Annotated in this window: 14 protein-coding genes; all 14 read left to right on the top strand. The window is 69.5% G+C overall.

The window, feature by feature from the left end; all coding sequences use genetic code 11:
• Positions 1-77 precede the first annotated feature (77 nt).
• Entirely contained in the window at positions 78-1,667 is a 1,590-nt protein-coding gene (locus Q9K23_RS06585) for a carboxyl transferase domain-containing protein (RefSeq protein ID WP_053776889.1), read from the top strand.
• Between the two features lie 13 nt (positions 1,668-1,680).
• Positions 1,681-3,807, top strand: coding sequence for a biotin carboxylase N-terminal domain-containing protein (locus Q9K23_RS06580; RefSeq protein ID WP_305950435.1), 2,127 nt, complete (start codon positions 1,681-1,683; stop codon positions 3,805-3,807).
• A gap of 58 nt (positions 3,808-3,865) precedes the next feature.
• Positions 3,866-5,011: an acyl-CoA dehydrogenase family protein gene (locus Q9K23_RS06575; protein ID WP_053776888.1), complete on the top strand. Its 1,146-nt coding sequence runs from the start codon at positions 3,866-3,868 to the stop codon at positions 5,009-5,011.
• Entirely contained in the window at positions 5,008-5,526 is a 519-nt protein-coding gene (locus tag Q9K23_RS06570; protein WP_020792804.1) for a MaoC family dehydratase, read from the top strand. The genes Q9K23_RS06575 and Q9K23_RS06570 overlap by 4 nt, the downstream gene beginning before the upstream one ends.
• Positions 5,527-5,530: 4 nt before the next feature.
• Positions 5,531-6,394, top strand: coding sequence for a CoA ester lyase (locus Q9K23_RS06565; protein WP_020792805.1), 864 nt, complete (start codon positions 5,531-5,533; stop codon positions 6,392-6,394).
• Between the two features lie 48 nt (positions 6,395-6,442).
• Positions 6,443-8,086 (top strand): AMP-binding protein, encoded by a 1,644-nt coding sequence (locus Q9K23_RS06560; RefSeq protein ID WP_053776887.1) that lies wholly within the window; start codon positions 6,443-6,445, stop codon positions 8,084-8,086.
• Positions 8,087-8,088: 2 nt separating this feature from the next.
• Positions 8,089-10,095: an acetoacetate--CoA ligase gene (locus tag Q9K23_RS06555; RefSeq protein ID WP_053776886.1), complete on the top strand. Its 2,007-nt coding sequence runs from the start codon at positions 8,089-8,091 to the stop codon at positions 10,093-10,095.
• Positions 10,096-10,239: 144 nt separating this feature from the next.
• Entirely contained in the window at positions 10,240-11,478 is a 1,239-nt protein-coding gene (locus Q9K23_RS06550; RefSeq protein WP_305950434.1) for a DUF5336 domain-containing protein, read from the top strand.
• 209 nt (positions 11,479-11,687) lie between these two features.
• Positions 11,688-13,271 (top strand): DUF6350 family protein, encoded by a 1,584-nt coding sequence (locus Q9K23_RS06545; RefSeq protein WP_305950433.1) that lies wholly within the window; start codon positions 11,688-11,690, stop codon positions 13,269-13,271.
• A 64-nt stretch (positions 13,272-13,335) separates the two neighbouring features.
• On the top strand, positions 13,336-13,917 hold the full coding sequence (purN, locus tag Q9K23_RS06540; protein WP_261977832.1) for a phosphoribosylglycinamide formyltransferase: 582 nt from the start codon (positions 13,336-13,338) through the stop codon (positions 13,915-13,917).
• Positions 13,914-15,518: a bifunctional phosphoribosylaminoimidazolecarboxamide formyltransferase/IMP cyclohydrolase gene (gene purH / locus Q9K23_RS06535; protein WP_020791856.1), complete on the top strand. Its 1,605-nt coding sequence runs from the start codon at positions 13,914-13,916 to the stop codon at positions 15,516-15,518. The genes purN and purH overlap by 4 nt, the downstream gene beginning before the upstream one ends.
• Positions 15,519-15,779: 261 nt before the next feature.
• The gene (locus Q9K23_RS06530) at positions 15,780-16,526 is read left to right on the top strand and encodes a sulfite exporter TauE/SafE family protein (RefSeq protein WP_020791854.1); all 747 of its coding nucleotides are present in this window, start codon (positions 15,780-15,782) and stop codon (positions 16,524-16,526) included.
• Positions 16,527-16,700: 174 nt separating this feature from the next.
• Entirely contained in the window at positions 16,701-17,570 is an 870-nt protein-coding gene (locus tag Q9K23_RS06525; protein ID WP_053776883.1) for an ABC transporter permease, read from the top strand.
• 6 nt (positions 17,571-17,576) lie between these two features.
• Positions 17,577-18,638: a glycine betaine ABC transporter substrate-binding protein gene (locus tag Q9K23_RS06520; protein ID WP_053776882.1), complete on the top strand. Its 1,062-nt coding sequence runs from the start codon at positions 17,577-17,579 to the stop codon at positions 18,636-18,638.
• Positions 18,639-18,674 lie beyond the last annotated feature (36 nt).

The following is an 18,674-nucleotide window of genomic DNA, read 5'->3' as shown; positions in this document are numbered from 1 at the left end:
GAATGGGTCACCGGGTGACATCACGTGTGGTGTGCGCTACAGTTCTGCTCAGTTAATCGCCACTAACCGAAAGGGAGATGGTGGGTTCCACGATCACCGCCCGCGACGCATCGCGGGAGTCGCACCTGACCAACGTCGCCACCCTGCGTGAGCGACTGGGCGCCATCGCGCAGGGCGGCGGCCCCACGGCGCGGGACCGGCACGTCTCCCGCGGCAAGCTGTTGCCCCGGGACCGCGTCGACGGCCTGCTCGACGTCGGATCACCGTTCCTCGAGGTGGCCCCGCTCGCCGCCTACGAGATGTACGACGGCAAGGTGCCCTCGGCGGGCGTGATCGCCGGCGTCGGCCGCGTGGCCGGCCGCGAGTGCATGGTGATCGCCAACGACGCGACCGTCTCCGGTGGCACGTACTACCCGATCACGGTCAAGAAACACCTGCGGGCACAGGAGATCGCCGCGGCCAACCGGCTGCCGTGCATCTACCTCGTCGACTCCGGCGGTGCCATGCTGCTGCAGCAGGACGAGGTCTTCCCCGACCGCGAACACTTCGGCCGCATCTTCTTCAACCAGGCCACCATGAGTGCCGCGGGCATCCCGCAGATCTCGGCGGTCCTCGGTTCGTCCACCGCCGGCGGCGCCTACGTCCCGGCGATGAGCGACGAGACCGTGATCGTCCGTAATCAGGGCACCATCTTCCTGGCCGGTCCGCCGCTGGTGAAGGCCGCCACCGGCGAGGACGTCACGGCCGAGGACCTCGGTGGCGGCGCCATGCACTCCTCGGTCTCCGGCGTCACCGACCACCTGGTCGACAACGACGAGCAGGCCCTGGCCAAGGTCCGCGAGATCGTCGCCACCCTCGGCCCGCGTGACCCGGCGCAGTGGGAGCTCACCGCCCCGCGCCCGGCGCCCCGGCCACAGACCGACATCTACGACGTCGTCCCCACCGACCCGCGTACCCCCTACGACGTGCGCTCGGTGATCGAGATCCTCGTCGACGGCGGCGAGTACACCGAGTTCAAGGCGAACTACGGCACCACGCTGGTCACCGCCTTCGCCCGCCTGCACGGACATCCGGTCGGCATCATCGCCAACAACGGTGTGCTGTTCAGCGAATCCGCCCTCAAGGGCGCACATTTCATCGAGCTGTGCGACCAGCGTCGGATTCCCCTGATCTTCCTGCAGAACATCACCGGCTTCATGGTGGGCCGCGCCTACGAGGAGGGCGGCATCGCCAAGAACGGCGCCAAGATGGTCAATGCCGTTGCCTGTGCCCGGGTTCCGAAGCTGACCGTGATGATCGGCGGGTCCTTCGGTGCGGGCAACTACTCGATGTGCGGGCGAGCCTACTCGCCGCGCTTCCTGTGGAGCTGGCCCAACGCCCGGATCTCGGTGATGGGTGGACCGCAGGCCGCCGACACCCTGGCGACGGTGCGCCGCAACCAGATCGAACGGTCGGGCAGCGAGTGGTCGGCCGACGACGAGGAGACCTTCAAACAACCGATCCGCGACCAGTTCGAGCGGCAGTCGGATGCCTACTACTCCACCGCGCGACTGTGGGACGACGGCATCATCGATCCCGCCGACACCCGAACGGTGCTCGGCCTCGCACTCGAGACCTGCCGGTATGCACCACTGTCCGAGCCCCGCTACGGCGTCTTCCGAATGTGAGATGAGCAGCCACATGTCGACGACCTCCGACCTTCCCGTCACCACCCCCACGTCCTCGCCGGGGGCGGCCGATTCCGTTGCGCCGCGGACCATCCGCACCGTGCTGGTGGCCAACCGCGGCGAGATCGCCTGCCGCGTGATCGCCACCCTGCGCCGCCTCGGACTCCGCAGCGTCGCCATCTACTCCGACGCCGATGCCCACGCCCGGCACGTCCGTGAGGCCGACACCGCCGTCCGGCTCGCCTCGGTACCCGGTGCCGACCCCGCCCGTCCGGCGGGCGGCTACCTCGACATCGGTGCGGTGGTCGGTGCGGCCGCGGCCACCGGTGCCGACGCCGTGCACCCCGGATACGGATTCCTTTCCGAGAACCAGCAATTCGCCGCCGCACTGGACGACGCGGGGATCGTGTTCATCGGACCGCCCGCGGCCGCCATCGCCACCATGGGCGACAAGATCACCGCCCGCGCCGCGGTCTCCGACCGTGATGTCCCGGTGGTCCCGGGCCTGTCCCGGCCGGGACTGACCGACGCCGACCTCGTCGCCGCGGCCCCCGACATCGGCTTCCCGGTGCTGATCAAACCCAGCGCCGGTGGCGGCGGCAAGGGTATGCACCGCGTCGACGACCCGGCCGGGCTGCCCGACGCCCTGGTCCGCGCACGCCGCGAGGCCGCCGCGGCCTTCGGTGACGACACGCTGTTCCTGGAGCACTTCGTCGACACCCCGCGGCACATCGAGGTACAGGTGCTCGCCGACACGCACGGCACCGTGATCCACCTCGGCGAACGCGAATGCTCCCTGCAGCGCCGGCACCAGAAGGTGATCGAGGAGGCGCCGTCGGCGCTGCTGGACGCGGCCACCCGCGAGCGCATCGGGCAGGCCGCCTGCGACGCCGCACGCAGCGTCGGCTACACCGGCGCGGGCACGGTGGAGTTCATCGTCTCCGCCCACCGGCCCGACGAGTTCTTCTTCATGGAGATGAACACCCGCCTGCAGGTCGAGCACCCGGTCACCGAGCTGGTCACCGGAATCGACCTGGTGGAACAGCAGATCCGGGTGGCCCGTGGCGAGGAACTGGCCATCGCACAGTCCGATGTCACCCTCACCGGCCACGCCATCGAGGCCCGCGTCTACGCCGAGGACCCGGCCAACGGCTTCCTGCCCACCGGCGGTGAGATCGTCGCGCTCGCCGAGCCCGACACCACCCCCGGTCAGGGTGTCCGGCTCGACTCGGCGATGCTCCCGGGTCTCGTCGTCGGCAGCGACTACGACCCGATGCTGGCCAAGGTGATCGCCCACGGTGACGACCGCGCCGAGGCACTCGAACGGCTCGACCACGCTCTCGGGCAGACCCGGGTGCTGGGCGTGGTCACCAACATCGACTTCTGTCGTCACGTGCTGGCCCGCCCCGAGGTGATCACCGCAGACCTCGACACCGCACTGCTCGACCGGCTCGTCGTCGACTACACCGCACCCGCACCGGCACCCGAGGCGCTGGCCCTGGTCGGCCTGGCCCGCGTGGGCAACCGCGATCCCGGTGACGTGTGGCAGTCGGCGGTCGGCTTCCGGGTGGGCGCACATGCGCCGGTGATCAGCCGGTTGTCGGCCGGTGACCACCACCGGACGGTGTCCACACTCGTCGAGTCCGCCGACGACCGGTGGGTGGTGGCCGAGGTGACCATCACCGATCCCGACGAGAACGCCGAACCCTGGTCTGCGCGGGTGGAATACCTCGCGCAGCACGCCACCGGAACCGGACGCACCGCACGGCTGGTCGTCGACGGCGTCAGCCAGCAGTGGTCGCTGGCCGAGGTCGGCGACCAGTGGTGGGCCGCCGGACCCGCGGGCACCTGGATCGTCGAACTGACCCGTACCCTGATCGAGGGCGCCGACGACGAGGCCGCCGGAGATGTCCTGAGCCCCATGCCCGGCACCGTCGTCGCGGTGTCGGCGGCCACCGGCGACGAGGTCGCCCAGGGTGCCCCGGTGGTGGTCGTGGAGGCGATGAAGATGGAGCACACCCTGACCGCCCCGGTCGCTGGCACCGTCACCGTCGCGGTGTCGGTGGGCGACAAGGTGGCCGCCGGCGCCACCCTCGCACACGTTCGGCGAGACGACGAACATGCCACGGACACACCATGATCACCCCGGTCACCCGCACACATCCCCACGCATCCCGACCCCGGAACGGAGTCCATCGATGGAACTGACCCAGGAATACACCGACCTGATCCACACCGTGCGCGACTTCGCGCAGTCGGTGGTGGCACCGGTCGCCGCGAAACACGATGCCGAACACAGCTTCCCGTACGAGGTCGTCGCCCAGATGGGCAAGATGGGGCTGTTCGGCCTGCCCTTCCCCGAGGAGCACGGCGGCATGGGCGGCGACTACTTCGCCCTCGCCCTGGCCCTGGAGGAACTCGGCAAGGTGGACCAGTCGGTGGCGATCACCCTCGAGGCCGGGGTGAGCCTGGGTGCCATGCCGATCCACAAGTACGGCACACCCGAGCAGAAGGAACGCTGGCTGCCCGACCTCACCTCCGGGGCCGCCCTCGCTGGATTCGGGCTCACCGAGCCCGGGGCGGGCTCGGACGCCGGGGCCACCGCCACCACCGCCGTCGACGACGGGGACTCGTGGGTCGTCAACGGCGCCAAGCAGTTCATCACCAACTCCGGCACCGACATCACCTCGCTGGTCACCGTCACCGCCGTGACCGGTACCAAAGACGATGGCCGCAAGGAGATCTCGACCATCATCGTGCCGGCGGGCACGCCTGGATTCACCGCCGAACCGGCCTACAACAAGGTCGGCTGGAATGCCTCGGACACCCATCCGCTGACCTTCGTCGACGTCCGCGTACCCAAGGAGAACCTGCTCGGGGAGCGTGGCCGCGGCTACGCCAACTTCCTGTCGATCCTCGACGAGGGACGCGTCGCGATCGCCGCGCTCGCCACCGGTGCCGCGCAGGGCTGCGTCGACGAGAGCATCAAGTACGCCAAGGAACGACAGTCGTTCGGCCGCCCGATCGGCGAGTACCAGTCGGTCTCGTTCGCGATCGCCCGGATGGAGGCGCGCGCCCATGTCGCCCGGACCGCCTACTACGATGCGGCGGCGAAGATGCTGGCGGGCAAGCCGTTCAAGAAGGAGGCATCGATCGCCAAGATGATCGCCAGCGAGGCCGCGATGGACAATGCCCGTATGGCCACCCAGATCCACGGCGGCTACGGCTTCATGAACGAGTACCCGGTGGCGCGACACTACCGCGACTCCAAGATCCTCGAGATCGGTGAGGGCACCACCGAGGTGCAGCTCATGCTGATCGCCCGCGAGCTGGGCTTCGCATGAGCACCGGCGAGATCGACACCGCCGCGGGCACCCCGATCCGGATCACCCAGCGCGGACTGTGGTTCGAGGAGTTCGCCGAGGGCACGGTCTACGAGCACCGGCCCGGCCGTACCGTCACCGAGGCCGACAACGTCCTGTTCACCACACTCACGATGAACACCCAGGCATTGCACCTCGACGCCGCATGGTCGGCCACCCAGCCCGGCTTCGACGGTCAGCGGCTGATCAACTCGATGTTCACGCTGTCGACCATCGTCGGGCTGTCGGTGTCGCAGCTGACCCAGGGCACGCTGGTGGCCAACCTCGGTTTCAGCGAGGTCGCCTTTCCCGCACCGCTGTTCGCCGGGGACACGATCTACGCCGAGACCGAGTGCACCGGAAAACGCGAATCCCGGTCCCGTCCCGGTGAGGGCGTGGTGAACTTGGTCCACGTCGGCCGTAACCAGCACGGGCAGGTCGTGGCGCGCGCCGCCCGGGCCACCCTCGTCCGCAAACGCCCCACCGAGGAGTCCTGACGTCATGACGACGCCGAACACCGTCGAATCCCTCGAACATTCCTGGATGCCACCGGGACCGGCCATGCTGTTCTGTCCGGCCGACCGGCCCGAGCGGTACACCAAGGCCGCCGAGCGGGCCGACGTGGTGATCCTCGACCTCGAGGACGCGGTGTCGCCGGACAACCGCGACGACGCCCGCGCGGCGCTGATCGCCCACCCGCTCGACCCCGATCGCACCGTCGTCCGGATCAATCCGGCCGGCACCCGCGATCACGCCCGTGATCTGGCCGCCCTCACCGACACCCACTACCGGGTGGTGATGCAGGCGAAGGCCGAGACACCGGAGACGATCACCGCACACGGCCTGCAGACCATCGCGCTCGTCGAGACCCCGCTCGGGGTGGTGGCCGCCAACCAGATCGCCGCGGCGGTCAACTGCATCGGATTGATGTGGGGTGCCGAAGACCTCGTGGCCGGGCTCGGCGGCAAGTCCAGCCGCTTCGGTCCCGGCGAACCCGACCCGGGCACCTATCGCGACGTCGCCCGCTATGCCCGTGCCCAGGTCCGGCTGGCCGCGGCGGCCACCGGCAAGTTCGCCGTGGACGCCGTGCACCTGGACTTCCGTGACGAGGCCGGGCTGGTCGCCGAGGTGACCGATGCGGTCGCACTCGGCTATGCCGCCACCGCCTGCATCCACCCGTCACAGGTGCCGACCATCCGTGCCGGCTATCAGCCGACCGACGACGAGATCGCATGGGCGCGACGCGTCGTCGACGGCTCCGAGGAGTTCCACGGCGGTGTGTTCAGCATCGACGGACAGATGATCGACGGCCCGGTACTGCGCCAGGCCGAGGCGGTGCTCTCCCGCGCCGCCGCCACCCCCTGACCCACCCGACCGCCGGAACGTACTGGCACACAGAGGAAGTGAACCAGAATGGCCGAACTGTCCCACGCCCGTGGGGAATCCGAGCCCGCACTGTTGGGTGAGACCATCGGGCAGACCCTGGCGCGCACGACGGCCGCCTTCGGTGACCGCCTCGCCCTGGTCGACGCGCCCGCCCGGCGTCAGTGGACCTACACCGAGTTCCGGCGCGATGTGCTGGCCCTGGCCGCCGGTCTGCTGCGGCTCGGCGTCGCCGCCGGCGACCGGGTGGGTCTCTGGTCACCCAATCGAGCCGAGTGGGTGCTCACCCAGTACGCCACCGCCGAGATCGGCGCGATCCTGGTGAACCTGAACCCGGCCTATCGTCAGCACGAGCTCGAGTACGCGCTGATCCAGTCGGGTAGCAGTGTGGTCTTCGCCGCCGAACGGTACAAGGACTCCGACTATGCCGGCATGCTCGACGCGGCACGCCCGCAGGCCCCGGAGCTGGGCACGGTGGTGCTGTTCGAGTCGCCGGAGTGGGCCGATGCCAACCGGGAGGCGTCGGCCGACGAGCTCGACGCCGTGGCCGCCCGCGCCGCAACGCTGACCGCCGACGATGCGATCAACATCCAGTACACCTCGGGCACAACCGGTTTCCCCAAGGGTGCCACACTCACACACCGCAACATCGGCAACAACGGGTACCTGGTGGGGGAGTTGCTGAACTACTCCGAGACCGACGCGATCTGTATCCCGGTGCCGTTCTACCACTGCTTCGGGATGGTGATGGGAAATCTCGCGGCCACCAGTCATGGTGCGGCCATGGTGATCCCGGCGCCGACCTTCGACCCGGAGGCCACCCTGGCCGCCGTCGCCGAGTACGGCTGCACCAGCCTGTACGGGGTACCGACGATGTTCATCGCCGAGCTCGCCCTGCTCGATGCGGGTGCCGACCACGACCTGTCGACCCTGCGGACCGGCGTCATGGCCGGGTCCCCCTGCCCGGAGTCGGTGATGCGGCAGGTGGTCGACCGGATGCACATGAGCGAGGTGTCGATCTGCTACGGCATGACCGAGACGTCCCCGGTGTCCACCCAGACCCGCGTCGACGACACACTGGAACTGCGTGTCACCACCGTCGGCCGGGTCGGGCCGCACCTGGAGATCTCGGTGGTCGACCCGATGACCGGCGAGATCCTGCCGCGCGGTACGACCGGTGAGTTCTGCACTCGTGGTTACAGTGTGATGCAAGGGTATTGGAACAATCCGGAGAAGACCGCCGAGGCGCTGCGGCATGCGCCGGGCGATGCCGACGGGCAACCGTGGATGCGTACCGGAGACCTCGCGGTGATGGATCCGAACGGCTATGTGCGGATCACCGGCCGGATCAAGGACATGGTGATCCGGGGTGGCGAGAACATCTATCCGCGGGAGATCGAGGAGTTCCTCTACACCCATCCCGACATCCTCGACGCACAGGTGATCGGTGTTCCCGACACCACCTACGGCGAGGAACTGATGGCGTGGATCCGGATGCGTGACGGCGCACTCGAACTGACCGCCGAGGACGTGCGTGCGTTCGCCACCGGCAAGATCGCCCGCCACAAGATCCCGCGATATGTGCACGTCGTCAAGGAGTTCCCGATGACGGTGACCGGTAAGGTACGCAAGGTACAGATGCGCGAGGAAGCCGTCGAGATCCTGGGGTTGTAGCGATGAGCGGTGAGACCGGTTCGACGACGCCGTCGCGGCGGACGCAGATGGATGCGTTCGGCGACCGCGTGGCAGAGGAATTCGGTGTCACCGCCGACGGCTACGACGAGCTGTGGACGTGGTCGGTGACCCATCCGGCCCGGTTCTGGCGTGCGGTCTGGCAGTTCTTCGATCTCGACGCGATCGCCGGGCCGCTCGCCGACGGCGACGGCGCGGTGCTGGCGTCGGCACAGATGCCCGGGGCGCGGTGGTTCCCCGGGGTCCGCCTCAACTACGTCGACGCGATCCTGCGGCACGGCCACGCGGCCGGTGCCGATGCAACCGCCGACCGTCCGGCGATCATCGGCGTCGACGAGGACGGGGTGCGCACCGAGATCACCTGGCGGGCGCTGCCGGGTCTGGTCGGCGCCTTCGCCGCCACCCTCCGCGAACTGGGGGTGACCGAGGGCGACGTGGTCGCCGGCTACCTGCCCGACATCGGCGAGGCGGTCGTCGCATTCCTGGGGGCGGCGTCGCTCGGGGCGATCTGGTCGGGATGCGGCCAGGACTACGCACCGGCCGGGGCGGCCGGCCGGCTCGCGCAACTGGCGCCCAAGGTCCTGGTCACCGCCGACGGCTACCGGTACAACGGCAAGGACATCGACAAATGCGCCGACAGCGCCGAACTCGCCGCGTCGCTGCCCGGTCTGGTCGGACACATCGTCGTCGGGGATCCCACACGGCAACCCGCGGGTACCGCCCGGATGCTGTCCTACGACGACGCGGTGGCGCCGGGACGTGCGCCGGTGGCGCCGGTACCGGTGGACTTCGACCATCCGCTGTGGGTGCTGTTCAGTTCGGGGACCACCGGCCGGCCCAAGGGGATCGTGCACGGACATGGCGGGGTGGTACTCGAACACCTCAAGGCGGCCGGGCTGCACGCCGACCTCGACGCCGGTGACGTCTTCTTCTGGCAGACCGCGCTGAGCTGGATGATGTGGAACTACCAGATCGCCGGACTGCTGTGCGGGTCGACCATCGTCTGCTACAGCGGTTCTGCGCTGCACCCCGACGCCGACCGGCTCTGGCGCGTCGTCGCCGACGAGAAGGTCACCTGGTTCGGGACCAGTCCGGGCCAGCTCCAGGCGTCCCGCAAGGCGGGCCTGGTTCCCGGACGTGACCACGACCTGTCGGCACTGCGCACCATCGGCAGCACCGGATCCTCGCTCGCCGGTGACCTGTTCGACTGGATCGACACCACGGTGGCACCGGGACTGCCGGTCTCGTCGATCAGCGGTGGTACCGACGTCGTCACCGCGTTCGCCGGCGGATCGGTGGGGGTGCCGGTGGTGGCCGGAGAACTCTCGGTGCGCTATCTCGGTGTGGCACTGGAGAGCTGGGCGCCCGACACCACCCCGCTGATCGGGGAGGTGGGCGAGATGGTGATCACCGCACCGATGCCGTCCATGCCGGTGGGATTCTGGCAGGACGACGACGGAGTGCGTTATCGCGCAGCCTATTTCGACCATCATTGGACCGGGGACGGGGCCCGTCGTACACCGGTGTGGCGGCACGGTGACTGGGTGACGGTGACCGACCGGGGCTCCCTGGTGATCCACGGACGCAGCGATGCCACGTTGAACCGCAACGGGATCCGGATGGGCTCGGCCGACATCTACGAGGTCGTCGAGGGGATCGACGAGATCGCCGAGGCCTTCGTGCTCGGCGTCGACGGACCCGACGGTGCCTACTGGATGCCGCTGTTCGTCACACTCGTCGGCACGGCCGAGGTCGACGACGAACTCACCGCCCGGATCGCCCGCGAGATCCGGACACGACTGTCGCCCCGGCACGTACCCGACGAGGTGATCGCGGCCCCGGGAATCCCGCACACGCGCACCGGCAAGAAGCTGGAGGTGCCGGTGACCTCGATCCTGGCCGGACGTCCCGTCGACATCGATCCGCGGTCGATCGACGACCCGACCCTGATCGGGTGGTACTCGCAGCGAGGTGCCGAACACCGATGGTGACCTGCGGCGTCGTCGACGGCGAGTGCTCGCCGGCCGGTCGGTCCCTGTGGCGGACTCGGCAGATGTATTAGCGTGGTCGGCAGTGCGCCCGGGGGCGTGAGACATCGCATGAGTCCGACAATCGGATCAGTCTGGAGAAATCAGATGACCTATCAATCCGGAGGACCGGGCTACGGGCAGCAGCCCGAGTCGGGGCAGAACTACGGCCAGCAGGGGTACGGCCAGCAGGGATACGGCGACCAGTCGTACGGGTCGCAGCCCGGATACGGGCAGGATTCGTACGGGCAGCAGGCCGCGGGCCAGCAGGGCTACGGTCAGCAGGGCTACGGCCAGCAGGATTACGGCCAGCAGGCGCCGGGCCAGCAGGGGTACGGCCAGCAGGCGCCGGGTCAGCAGGGGTATGGCCAGCAGGGGTACGGGGATCAGCCGTACGGGGCCCAGCAGGGCTACGGCTACGGCCAGCCCGCAGCCGCACCCAAGCAGCCGTTCGCCGGCGTCCCCCCGATCGTCGCACCGGCACTGGCCGGCACCATCGGTGTCCTCGGCCTGGTGGTGCTGTTCTGCGGATTCGCCGCGGGCTGGACGGTCGACACCGGGCGCGGGTCCGAGTCGATCCGGCTGCTCTCGAGCGACCTCGCCGGCGCCTACGGTGTCGTCGTGCTCGTCGCGGCACTCGCCTTCACCGGCCTGATCAAGGGATTCCGGGTGGCGCCGCTGGTCGCCGCCGGTGCCACCGCGGGCATGCTCCTGACCATCCTCACCTACGCGGGCGCCGACACCTCCAGCCAGTTCGGAATCGAGCTGAGCCACGGGGCGGGCGCCATCATCCTGCTCGTGCTGTCGATCCTGAACTTCCTGCTCGCGATCGCATGGCTGTTGATCGACCTGGGTGTCCTCAAGACCGCGGGCGTCGAGACCGCCGCCGGATCTGCCGCCGCGACCCCGGCCACCGCGGCCGCTGCGGGCGTCGCCTCCACCCCCGGTGTGACCTCCACCCCGGGCACCGCGACCCCGGGCACCGCTGCGCTGCCGTCGGCCGACGCCGCGACCACCTACGGTGCGGCCCCGTCCTATGGCAGTGAGTCGTCCTACGGGTCCTATGGGGCCGGTTCGACCTACGGTGCGGGCTCGTCGGCCGCCGGGGCCGCGGGCTATGGCTCGCAGCCGGGTGCCGCTCCGACCTATGACCCGTCGTCCTACGCCGGCTACGGGCAGGCCCAGCACGCCGCGCCGTCCGGATCCACGTCCGCGTCGGACACCCCGTCGACCCCCGAGACGCCGGGCGCAGCGGCGAGTCCGCAGGCCGGTGCCGAGGGCGTGCCGGGTGCCGAGGGTGCCACCGCGGTGTTCAAGAAGCCGGAACCGCCCCAGGCCGGCAGCTGACCACGCGCGCCGGTTGACCCCGCGCGCCACAGATCGATCACCTCGGCCCCGGACCCGCCACGTGCGGTCCGGGGCCGGGGCATGTGATGGGCCGAACCCCGGGATGCGGACCGGGACCATATCGGACATTCGGTGCGATTGGTCGCTTTCTGGGTTCGGACCGGCGCGTCGGTGTGACCTCAGGAGTCCCACGTGTCACGCTCGACCCGATGCCCACGATCAGATCAGTCTCCGCCGCCGACAGCCTCGCGACCCGACTCCGTGAGGCGCGTCGGGCTCGCCGTGAACACGGTGGCCGACCCGAACGTGGCGCGCGTGAACTGATCCTCATCGCCTTCGGCGTCCCGCTGATCACCGTGTCGGTGGCGGTGCTGATCATCCTGGCCGTACAGCTGATGGCCGGGGGCGCGCTGTCGGCGGTGCCGTCGGCGGTCGCCGCGTGCTGGCTTGCGGTGCACCAGGTCCCGATCACCTTCGGCGGTGTCACCATCGGGGTCCTGCCGATCCTGCCCACCCTGCTCGTCGCCGCCGGGACCGCGCTGATCGCCGGGTCGGCGAGCCGCACCCGGCACGGCACCGAACGGCTCACCGTCATCGTCGCGGCCGTGGCCGGTCCGCTGCTGACCACCGCGATCTGCCTCGCCGTGGTGATGGACGGGTCCTCGGTGATGCCGATCCAGAGCCCCAACGCGCTCGGCGCCTTCGGACAGACCCTGCTCGTCCACGTCGTCGCCGCCCCGATCGGCGTACTGCTCGCCAATCGCGACCTCGTCGACGCCCGGCTCACCGACGGCGATCGCCGCGGCATCCGCTACGGCGTGGTCGCCGCGCTCGCCCTCTTCGCCGCGGGCGGCATCCTCGTCCTGCTGCGCCTGCTCCTCGCCTGGACGTCGGTGGGGGAGATGATCGGCGACGGCTACGACTTCGACGGCTACCTCGGCCTCACCGTGCTGTCCATCCTCTACCTGCCGAACCTCATGATCGGAGCCGCAGCCGTCCTGGTCGGTTCCGAGGCCCATCTCGGCGCGGTGTCGGTGGATCTGTTCGCGGCCCGCGGCGGGGCGGTACCGCCGCTGCCCGCCCTGGCGATCCTGCCCGCCGACGTCGTCGCCTGGGCGCCGATCGGGCTCGCCGTCCCCGCCGTGATCGCCGTCGGCGTCGCCTGGCGGTGCCGGTCGACCGATCTGGCCGTCTACGCCCGCAGCCTGGCCGTGACCGCCGCGGTGGCCGCCACGATCATCGTGGTCCTCGGACAGCTCTCCGGTGGCCGGCTCGGTGAGGTCGGCGGTGTCGGGATCACCATCGCCACCGCCGGGGTGTTCACCATCGGGTGGATCGTCGTCGCCGGCGTGATCGTCGCGCTGGTCCACAACGTGTTGCCGTGGCTGCGGTCCGGCCGCACAGGGGCCGGCCGGCCGGGCCGGGGCAGGTCCGGTGCGGTGGCCACGTCGACCGAGACCGACGACGGCTTCGACGAGATCCTCGATGACGACGACACCGAGTCCACCGACTACGACGACACCGACCACGACTCCACCGACACCGACTACGACGACGACCAGCTCGACGTCGACGGTTTCGGGGATCACGAATACGGGGATCACGAATACGGGGACGCCGAGTCCGGGGACGGGTACGACACCCGCGGCGAGTACGCGACGTCTGCCGCCGACGACGCCGGTGGCCTCGCCGGCGATGCCGAGGCAGGGTCTGCCGACCGGATCGACGGGCACCACGACCCCGCCGGGCGCGGCGCGGGCCCCGACGCGTCCCGGGACACCGCCGCCCACTAGGCTCTATGCCGTGAACCCCCCGTCATCCGCATCGAGCGCCGCCGCGCGCGCATCGGTCGTCGTGATGGCCTCGGGTACCGGGTCACTCCTGGAAGCGTTGCTGGCGCGGGCGGACGAACCGCAGTCGCCGTTCGCGGTCACCGCGATCGTCGTCGACCGTGACTGCCGCGCCGGTGAGATCGCCGCCGAACGCGGCATCCCCCTGGTCGTGTGCAAGCTCCGCGACCACGCCGACCGGGACGCCTGGGACACCGCACTGCGTGACCACGTGGCCGCGCTCGCCCCCGACTGGGTGGTGACAGCGGGGTTCATGAAGATCCTCGGGGACCGATTCCTGGGCCGTTTCGCCGGCCGGATCGTCAACTCGCACCCGGCCCTGTTGCCGGCGTTCCCCGGCGCCCACGGCGTCGCCGACGCACTCGCCTATGGCGTCAAACTGACCGGCACCACCGTGCATCTGGTGGATTCCGGGGTCGACACCGGTCCGGTACTCGCGCAGACCGCGGTACCGGTCGAGGTGGACGACACCGAGGAATCGCTGCACGAACGCATCAAGTCGGTGGAGCGCGTGCTGCTCGCCGACGTGGTGACCGATCTTGTCACCCGAGGAGTTGTCATCGACGGACGAAAGGCCCACATTCCGTGAACGCACCGAGCACTGACGCGACCCGCCGCCCCATCCGCCGCGCGCTGGTCAGCGTCTACGACAAGAGTGGGCTCGCGGATCTGGCGAAGGCCCTCAAGGATGCCGGCGTGGAGATCGTCTCCACCGGCTCCACCGCCAAGACCATTGCCGCCGAAGGTGTTCCGGTGATCGAGGTGTCGGAGCTGACCGGCTTCCCCGAATGCCTGGACGGCCGGGTCAAGACCCTGCACCCCAAGGTGCACGCCGGCATCCTCGCCGACAGCCGCAAGGACTCGCACGTCGCCCAGCTCGCCGAACTCGGTGTGGCGCCGTTCGATCTCGTCGTGGTCAACCTGTACCCGTTCACCCAGACCGTCGCCTCGGGCGCCACCCCGGACGAGTGCATCGAGCAGATCGACATCGGTGGCCCGTCGATGGTGCGCGGTGCCGCCAAGAACCACCCGACCGTCGCGGTGGTGACCAACCCCGGTGACTACGACGCCGTGACCGCGGCCCTCGCCGGCGGCGGGTTCAGCCTGGCCGAGCGACAGCAGTTGGCCGCCAAGGCATTCCGACACACCGCCGATTACGACGTGGCGGTCGCCTCGTGGATGTCGAGCGTGGTGGCCCCGCCGGTCGCCGACGCCGAGGGCAAGCACGAGCCCGACAACTCGCGTTTCCCGGAGTGGGCCGGTGCCACCTGGTCGCGCTCGACGGTGCTGCGCTACGGCGAGAACCCGCACCAGTCGGCGGCGCTGTACCTCTCCAACTCCGACTACCACGGTCTGGCCTCCGCCGAGCAGCTGCACGGCAAGGAGATGAGCTACAACAACTACACCGACTCCGACGCCGCCTGGCGCAGCGCACACGACTTCGACCAGCCGGCCGTCGCGATCATCAAGCACGCCAACCCGTGTGGCATCGCGGTGGGCGCCGACATCGGTGAGGCCCACCGCAAGGCACATGCCTGCGACCCGGTCAGCGCCTACGGCGGTGTGATCGCGGCCAACCGGGAGATCACCGTCGAGATGGCCGAACAGGTCGCCGAGATCTTCACCGAGGTCATCATCGCCCCCGGTTTCGCCGACGGTGCGCTGTCGGTGTTGCAGCGCAAGAAGAACATCCGCATCCTGCGGGCCGTGCCGCCGCAGCGCGCCGGGATCGAGACCCGACCCATCTCCGGCGGACTGCTGATGCAGCAGCGCGACGTGCTCGACGCCGCCGGCGACGACCCGGCCAACTGGACGCTGGTTTCCGGCGCCCCGGCCACCCCGGAGGTCCTCGCCGATCTCGAGTTCGCTTGGCGTGCTTGCCGTTCGGTGAAGTCCAATGCGATCCTGCTGGCCAAGGACGGTGCCTCGGTGGGCGTCGGTATGGGGCAGGTCAACCGCGTCGACTCCGCTCACCTGGCCGTCAACCGTGCCGGTGAGCGTGCCGCCGGCAGTGCCGCGGCATCGGATGCCTTCTTCCCGTTCCCGGACGGCCTGGAGGTGCTCATCGCCGGTGGCGTCACCGCGGTGGTGCAGCCCGGCGGTTCGATCCGCGACACCGAGGTGATCGAGGCGGCGTCGGAGGCGGGCATCACCCTGTACCTCACCGGTGCCCGGCACTTCGCCCACTGATCCGTTGATCGGGCGCCCGAACACGTTCATCGGGCGCCCGATTCTCTTCACCGTGCCCCCGATCCCGTTGACCGGGCGCTCGATCGCGTTGACCGGGCCCTCGATCCCGTTGACCGGGCGCTCGATCGCGTTGACTGGGCGCTCGTCCGCGTTGACTGGGCCCTCGTCGGCGTTGACCGGGCGCTCGTCGGCGTTGACTGGGCCCTCGTCCGCGTTGACCGGGCGCTCGTCCGCGTTGACCGGGCGTGACGGGCGTCGCCGGTGACCATTCTGCAGTTCGCACTGCTCATCCTCGCGGGCTTCGGTGCGGGCCTCATCGGCTATGTCACCGGCATGGCCTCCCTGGTCAGCTATCCCGCCCTGCTCGCCGTCGGGCTGAGCCCCATCTCCGCCAACATCACCAACACCGTCGCACTGGTGTCGGTGGGCGTCGGCAGTATGAGCCAATCGGGGCGTGTGTTGCTCGACGGCGACCGGCGTCGGCTCGGAATCGGCGTCGTCGCCGCCCTGATCGGCGGCACCATCGGGGCTCTCGTGCTGATCCTCGCGCCACCCGACTCGTTCCGGATCATCGTGCCGTACCTCGTCGCCCTGGCGTCGGTGGCGCTGCTCGCCCAACCCCGGCTGCGTCGGATCGCCTCGAAACATGCTGACCGGCCCTGGATCTGGTACATCGGCCTGGGCATCATCTCGATCTACGGTGGCTACTTCGGCGCCGGCGCCGGAATCGTGCTCTTGGCCCTCGCCCTCGTCGTCACCAGTGAACCGCTCTGGCGCGCAACCCTCTTGAAATCACTGTTCCTGGGCGTGGCGAATCTCGTGGCCGCCATCGGCTTCGCCTTCTCCGGTCACGTGCACTGGGTTGCCGCCCTCGCGATGGCGATCGGCTGCCTGGTCGGCGGCTGGTGCGGACCACCTGCCGTGAAACGTCTTCCCGCCGAGCCGCTGCGGATCGCCGTCGGAATCGGGGGACTGGGTCTGGCGCTCTGGCTGGGTATCCGGGGCTGACCCGCCGGCTCACCCGGCTCACCCGGCTGCCGCGGTTGCCGCGGTTGCCGCCCAGAATCAGGCCACCCGGAATCGGCCACCCAGAATTCGGACATCATCGCAGCCGTAGGACGATATTTCCTCACCGAGATGTAAACCCTGTTGCCGATGCACCATCGCGAATAGACATGCCTGGTGACTTTGTTCGTAGACATCACCGCCGACGAGGAACGCGGCGGGCAACCGGGTGCGGAGAAGACCGACACCCGGTCGCGGTGGCGCACCATCGCACTTCAGGTGGGCCTCCCGCTGCTGTCGCTGGTGCTGTTCCTGGTCGTGTGGCAACTGATCGCCATCAGCGGAGTGTGGACCGAGACCTTCGTCCCGCGACTCGGCACCGTGTGGCAGGCCTTCGTGGACATGTCGACCACCCACGACGGCGTGATCGGCTACGCCGGCTACTACTGGTGGGAACACCTGTACATGACATTGCGCCGAGTACTGCTCGGTGTGGTGATCGGCGTCGCCGCCGGTGTGCTCCTGGGTCTGGTCATGGGGTCCATTCCGTGGGTCCGCCGGCTGCTCGAACCCTGGCTGACCTTCCTGCGGGCACTTCCGCCCCTCGCGTACTTCTTCCTCCTGGTCATCTGGCTCGGCATCGACGAGGCACCCAAGGTGACCCTGCTGGCCCTGGCCGCGTTGCCACCCGCGGCGGTGGCGACGACGGCAGCGGTCGGCGCGGCGCCGGTGGCACTGGTCGAGGCGGCACGCGCACTGGGCGCCTCCCGTCGTGAGGTGATCACCGACGTCGTCGTCCCGGCCGCCCTGCCGGAGACGTTCACCGGAATCCGGTTGTCGGTGGGCATCGCATACTCATCGGTGGTCGCCGCCGAACTCTTCAACGGCATCCCCGGTATCGGCGGTGTCGTCAAGGACGCAAGCAATTACAACAACACCCCCGTGGTACTCGTCGGAATCGCCCTGATCGGACTGTCCGGTCTGATCATCGACGCCGTACTCCGGGTGATCGAGCACCGCACGGTGCCCTGGCGCGGAAAGGCCTGACCTCTCATGACATCTCAACTCCGACGATCCCCGCTGCGTACGGTGGCCGCACTCGTCGCCGCCGTCACCGCGGTCCTGCTCGCCCTGGTGGGCTGCTCGGTGGACAAGTCCGGCGCGGACTCCGGGAAGCCGACGATCCGCCTTGCCTACCAGTCCTTTCCGAGTGGCGACCTGATCGTCAAGAACAACAGGTGGCTGGAGGAGGCACTCCCGGACTACAACATCAAGTGGACCAAGTTCGATTCCGGTGCCGACGTCAACACCGCCTTCGTCGCCAAGCAGATCGACTTCGGCGCAATCGGATCCAGCCCGGTGGCACGTGGCCTCTCACAGCCGCTGAACATTCCGTACCAGGTGGCCTTCGTCCTCGACGTCGCCGGCGACAACGAGGCGCTCGTCGCCCGTAACGGCACCGGCATCAACACTGTCGCCGACCTCAAGGGCAAGCGGGTGGCCACCGCCTTCGCCTCGACCGCGCACTACAGTCTGCTCGCCGCACTCGAGCAGGCCGGGGTCAAGCCCGCCGACGTCGACATCATCGACCTGCAGCCGCAGGCTTCGCTGGCCGCCTGGCAGCGTGGCGACGTCGACGCCGTCTACACCTGGCTGCCCACGCTGGACGAATTGCGCAAGGACGGAAAGACTCTCATCACCAGCCGACAGCTCGCCACCGACGGAAAGCCGACGCTGGACCTCGGTGTGGTCGCCACCGACTTCGCCAACGCCCATCCCGACGTCGTCGACACCTGGCGCAAGGTGCAGGCACGGGCGCTCACTGTGATCCACGACGATCCGCAGGCCGCCGCCGAGGCCATCGCAGCGCAGTTGGGCACCACCCCGGAGGACGCCGCCAACCAGCTGAAGCAGGGAACCTATCTGACGCCGGCCGAACTGGCCACGCCCACCTGGCTCGGTACCGAGGGCAACCCCGGCAACCTGGCCGAGAACCTGCACAGCGCAGCGGTGTTCCTCGCCGGGCAGCAGCAGATCCCGTCGGCACCGCCGCTGTCGACCTTCCAGGCCGCGCTCTACACGAAGGGATTGCCCGGTGTCCTCGAACAGTCCTAGCCCGGCGGTCACCGGCCCCACCCCTGGGGCCGCGAG

The sequence above is a fragment of the Gordonia sp. NB41Y genome, from assembly GCF_030718915.1.
Lineage (GTDB): Bacteria > Actinomycetota > Actinomycetes > Mycobacteriales > Mycobacteriaceae > Gordonia > Gordonia desulfuricans.
Note: the sequence above shows the minus strand (reverse complement) of the source record. Positions and strands in the feature narration are given on the sequence as shown.

Excerpts from the sequence above, each read along its gene's own strand:
- Q9K23_RS06570 (WP_020792804.1), top strand. The coding sequence starts at position 5,008 with ATGAGCACCGGCGAGATCGACACCGCCGCGGGCACCCCGATCCGGATC.
- Q9K23_RS06575 (WP_053776888.1), top strand. The coding sequence starts at position 3,866 with ATGGAACTGACCCAGGAATACACCGACCTGATCCACACCGTGCGCGAC.
- Q9K23_RS06565 (WP_020792805.1), top strand. The coding sequence starts at position 5,531 with ATGACGACGCCGAACACCGTCGAATCCCTCGAACATTCCTGGATGCCA.
- Q9K23_RS06555 (WP_053776886.1), top strand. The coding sequence starts at position 8,089 with ATGAGCGGTGAGACCGGTTCGACGACGCCGTCGCGGCGGACGCAGATG.
- Q9K23_RS06545 (WP_305950433.1), top strand. The coding sequence starts at position 11,688 with ATGCCCACGATCAGATCAGTCTCCGCCGCCGACAGCCTCGCGACCCGA.
- Q9K23_RS06560 (WP_053776887.1), top strand. The coding sequence starts at position 6,443 with ATGGCCGAACTGTCCCACGCCCGTGGGGAATCCGAGCCCGCACTGTTG.
- Q9K23_RS06580 (WP_305950435.1), top strand. The coding sequence starts at position 1,681 with ATGTCGACGACCTCCGACCTTCCCGTCACCACCCCCACGTCCTCGCCG.
- Q9K23_RS06585 (WP_053776889.1), top strand. The coding sequence starts at position 78 with ATGGTGGGTTCCACGATCACCGCCCGCGACGCATCGCGGGAGTCGCAC.
- purN (WP_261977832.1), top strand. The coding sequence starts at position 13,336 with ATGGCCTCGGGTACCGGGTCACTCCTGGAAGCGTTGCTGGCGCGGGCG.
- Q9K23_RS06520 (WP_053776882.1), top strand. The coding sequence starts at position 17,577 with ATGACATCTCAACTCCGACGATCCCCGCTGCGTACGGTGGCCGCACTC.
- Q9K23_RS06550 (WP_305950434.1), top strand. The coding sequence starts at position 10,240 with ATGACCTATCAATCCGGAGGACCGGGCTACGGGCAGCAGCCCGAGTCG.